Below are 3367 nucleotides of genomic sequence, written 5' to 3'. Positions count from 1 at the left end.
TTCTGGCACATCGCGCCAAGGGCAACCGACCCGCATCCGATACAAAATGCCTTCGAAAGTATTTCTGTGTTCGGGCTTGTCATATACGCGGCCCGTTTTAAGCATCAATCTGATTAGCTTTGACCAGTACTCGTCTGTTAACATTGTTCTTGGCATGATGGGTTGTCATGGTTAGTTTTTGGCGAAAGTAATTATACCAGCCCATCATGCTGTCTAATAATCCATCACGAAAGATCAACAAGCCCTAGTGTTTGGTGTGATTAAAGTTTTGATACTGGGCTTGATAGGTACAGTCAGCAACATCTTAATGTTGCTCGGATTTTAACGGCATAAATCGCATTTTTATCGGTAATGGACTTTGGAAGTTAGGGATGAAATCAGTTTTACAAATTACGTTGGGGATCTTGTTAGCGGGCTTGGTCACTTTATTAGTGCGAATTGGCTATTTGAGTTATGTCGAATACCGCCTGACACAAGGGCTTAATGAGTTTGCTATGCAACAAAAGCAAACGGAACTTACTCGCCAGCAGGCTGCGAAAGATCGCCAGGTTGCTGAGTATCAGGTTCAGCAAGAGTTACAACAAAACGCGGCAGAAAAATCTAGACTAGCCAAACAAAATGAGGCCGCTCGAATACGCAAAGCCGAAGCATGGCGCAAGTATTATCTAGTCCCCGAAGACTGTAAAAACTATAAGTCAGATGAACATATGGTTAACTGCATCAACCACAAAGCCGATGCAAAAGCAGAATTTGATAGAATATACGATTTAGAAAAATCATTACCTTAGTATGCTTTTATATTAAGGTTATGGTAAACGATAATGTCTATGCTTTATTTTATAAAGCTAGAGTGTGAACTTTTTTATAATAAATTTAGTAAGGAATTGAGATGCTAGACTTTGATCGCATAAAAACATCAATGATTGTCTTTGCTCTTGAAAAAGAGTTAGGGAATTTAGTTCTGAATAATGATTCCTCATTAATTGATTCTTCAGCTATTGATACTATTTCTGAACGTGAAGAGTCCAAGAAGAGAAATAAAGTCTTAGATGCCAAAATGTTAGTTAAGGCTAGTTACTTTGGAGAGCTTTTTGATTTTGCTATAAGTGTAAGCAAAGATAAGTCAGTTCATGACTATTTAATAGAGTTAAAAAGCTTTTGTTTTGCAAATGATATTTTTGAAATACGTAATGCTGTTAGTCATTCGACAAAGGACTTTCATGTCAATTATTGGTATAGAGCCGCAGCGATTGCAACTCATCCTACAATAGAGAAGTTAAACTTTGAAATGTTACAAGAGGCTCTGTATTGTGCTGAGAATAATGAGCTAAAAGAGCCGCCAGAGGAGTGGTTGGAAAAGATTTGCTGGTCAATACCTAATAATCTACCTGAACAGTTTGAGCATTCGATTACATCTCTAATTGGAAGAAATAAAGAAAGTGAATTATTGAAAGCAAAGATTAGATCTCCAAGGGCTGATTTTATCTCAATTATTGCTCCAGGAGGGATTGGGAAAACTGCATTAGTTCTTGATGTTTTACAAGATATTAGTTTAAGTCCCGACTTTTCTGATGTAGTTGATGGGATATGTTTTGTTACATTGAAAAGAGTAAGTCTGACGGCAGATGGACTTGTATGTTTTGATGCCATTAAAACAATATCTGAAATCGAAAAAGAAATTGAAGATTACTTTGTTGAGTACCATGGTGATGAATCTATAAATTTTGAGGATGTAAAAGAAAAGTATAATGAAATGAAGTTAATATTGTGCATTGATAACTTAGAAACTTTGCTAGTTGAAAGTCCTGAAACCTTTCAGCCATTTATTGATGATTTACCACGAAATTGGAAAGTAATAGTAACAAGTAGAGTCACAGTTTATGATTCATCAAATATGCCTCTCCCCGGTTTGACAGATGGGTTATGTTTTAATTTGGCTAGAGAGTACATGCTCAAGAGGGGGATAACACACAGTCATAAAAATGATATTAATACTTTAGTAAAAAACTCAAACAACAATCCCTTGGCAATAAGATTATCTATTGACTTGATTGGGAAGGGGTACTCAGTTCCTGATTCTATTTCACATACTAAAAGTGAAATTGTAAAATTTTCATATGATAATTTAATTGATAAGTTGTCACATGACTCTATAAGAATTCTAGAGTCTCTACTTGCTGGTGGTGCTTTATCTAGGAGGGATTTATCTAGCTTTCTTGAATTGACTACTGATGAATTGGCTGAATCAATAAAAGAATTGACTGCAACAACATTAATTTATAAAAGTAAATCTGATGAGGTATATAGTTTAAGTGACTCCATCCGAGAGTTATTGGTTCTAAATCCAAGAAATTTAGAGGTTAGGACGCAGTTAAATGAGAAAATAAGACGTCGAAATATGGAGATTTCTCAGATAAGCAAAGAGCAAGAAGGGCTTAATATTGATAGGTTTGATGCTAATTATATACCAGATGATATCAGTCCTGAATTGAAAATTGTTTCTAAAAAAATTAACTCGTTATGTGCGAGTAAAAATATTTCAATAGAAAATGCTGCAGCTATATTTAGCTCGCTTGATCGTTTTAATGAAATTGATAAAAATGCATTTTTTTTCTTCCAGCATGGTCGTGTTTTTCAAATGGTTAGTGATTATCCTGGTGCGGTAAAAGCATATGGGCGTTCAATCGTATTGACAAAAAATCCAGTAGTTATGCTGCAGTTAGCTAAATTATATGGTTCTCAAAATGAGACGCCTAATGCATTGAAGTTATATGAACAGTTAATTGACGGTCGTTATGCAGAGCCAGAAAACTCTTCAGCAAGATTTTCAAATGATGTTATATATGGGTATTTTATTTCTTTGCTATACCTAGGAGAGTATGAAGTTATTTTTGATAGAACTGAAGATATTGGCTCTCACAGGTATCGAGAGATGTTACTTCTTTTTCGTGCTGCAGCATTTAAGCGTAGTGTTGAGAATAAAGTCCATTTAGGAGGTGATGATTGTAAGCAAAAGCTAACTAAAAGTATGGAGATTTTTTCCATTATATTTAGAGAGTATGGCTATAAGAATAAGTCTTGTGTTGAATTCCGTAAACTTACAAGCGAGCTTGCACAGTACTGAAGAATCCCCTGATGATTTACAAATAAATCATCAAATTAGGGTGGAAGCGCATCTTGTTGCATGATCAAATGGTTTCGCTAAAAACTACACTTGGACAACAAGATGCGCGAAGCCAATATCCTACAACATTCTTTACACCAATACTGCCCAGAACTTCACCTAAAACGATTAAACAGCTTGATGCTGGCCTCTAAGGCACTGATTGAATGTAAGACACTGACCTTGACTGAGTTAGGTCGAAAT

General features: G+C 35.6%; 3 protein-coding genes and 1 pseudogene. 3 read left to right on the top strand and 1 reads right to left on the bottom strand.

Annotation, left to right across the window (positions count from 1 at the left end; all coding sequences use genetic code 11):
- A partial coding sequence (locus tag L5M17_RS22765; RefSeq protein WP_263148747.1) for a transposase occupies positions 1-156 on the bottom strand: 156 nt, incomplete at its 3' end.
- Positions 157-371: 215 nt separating this feature from the next.
- On the opposite strand from L5M17_RS22765, the gene L5M17_RS22760 reads away from it, so the two are divergent.
- From L5M17_RS22760 to L5M17_RS22750, 3 genes and pseudogenes are all read left to right on the top strand, one after another.
- The gene (locus L5M17_RS22760) at positions 372-788 is read left to right on the top strand and encodes a hypothetical protein (RefSeq protein WP_263149277.1); all 417 of its coding nucleotides are present in this window, start codon (positions 372-374) and stop codon (positions 786-788) included.
- Between the two features lie 101 nt (positions 789-889).
- Positions 890-3124, top strand: coding sequence for a hypothetical protein (locus tag L5M17_RS22755; protein WP_263149276.1), 2235 nt, complete (start codon positions 890-892; stop codon positions 3122-3124).
- A 102-nt stretch (positions 3125-3226) separates the two neighbouring features.
- Positions 3227-3367, top strand: a pseudogene (locus L5M17_RS22750) (IS4 family transposase); the annotation flags it as partial.

It is taken from the genome of Shewanella sp. SW24 (genome assembly GCF_025653395.1).
GTDB lineage: Bacteria > Pseudomonadota > Gammaproteobacteria > Enterobacterales > Shewanellaceae > Shewanella > Shewanella oncorhynchi.
The sequence above is the reverse complement of the archived record's forward strand: the minus strand, read 5'-3'. Positions and strand labels throughout refer to the sequence as shown.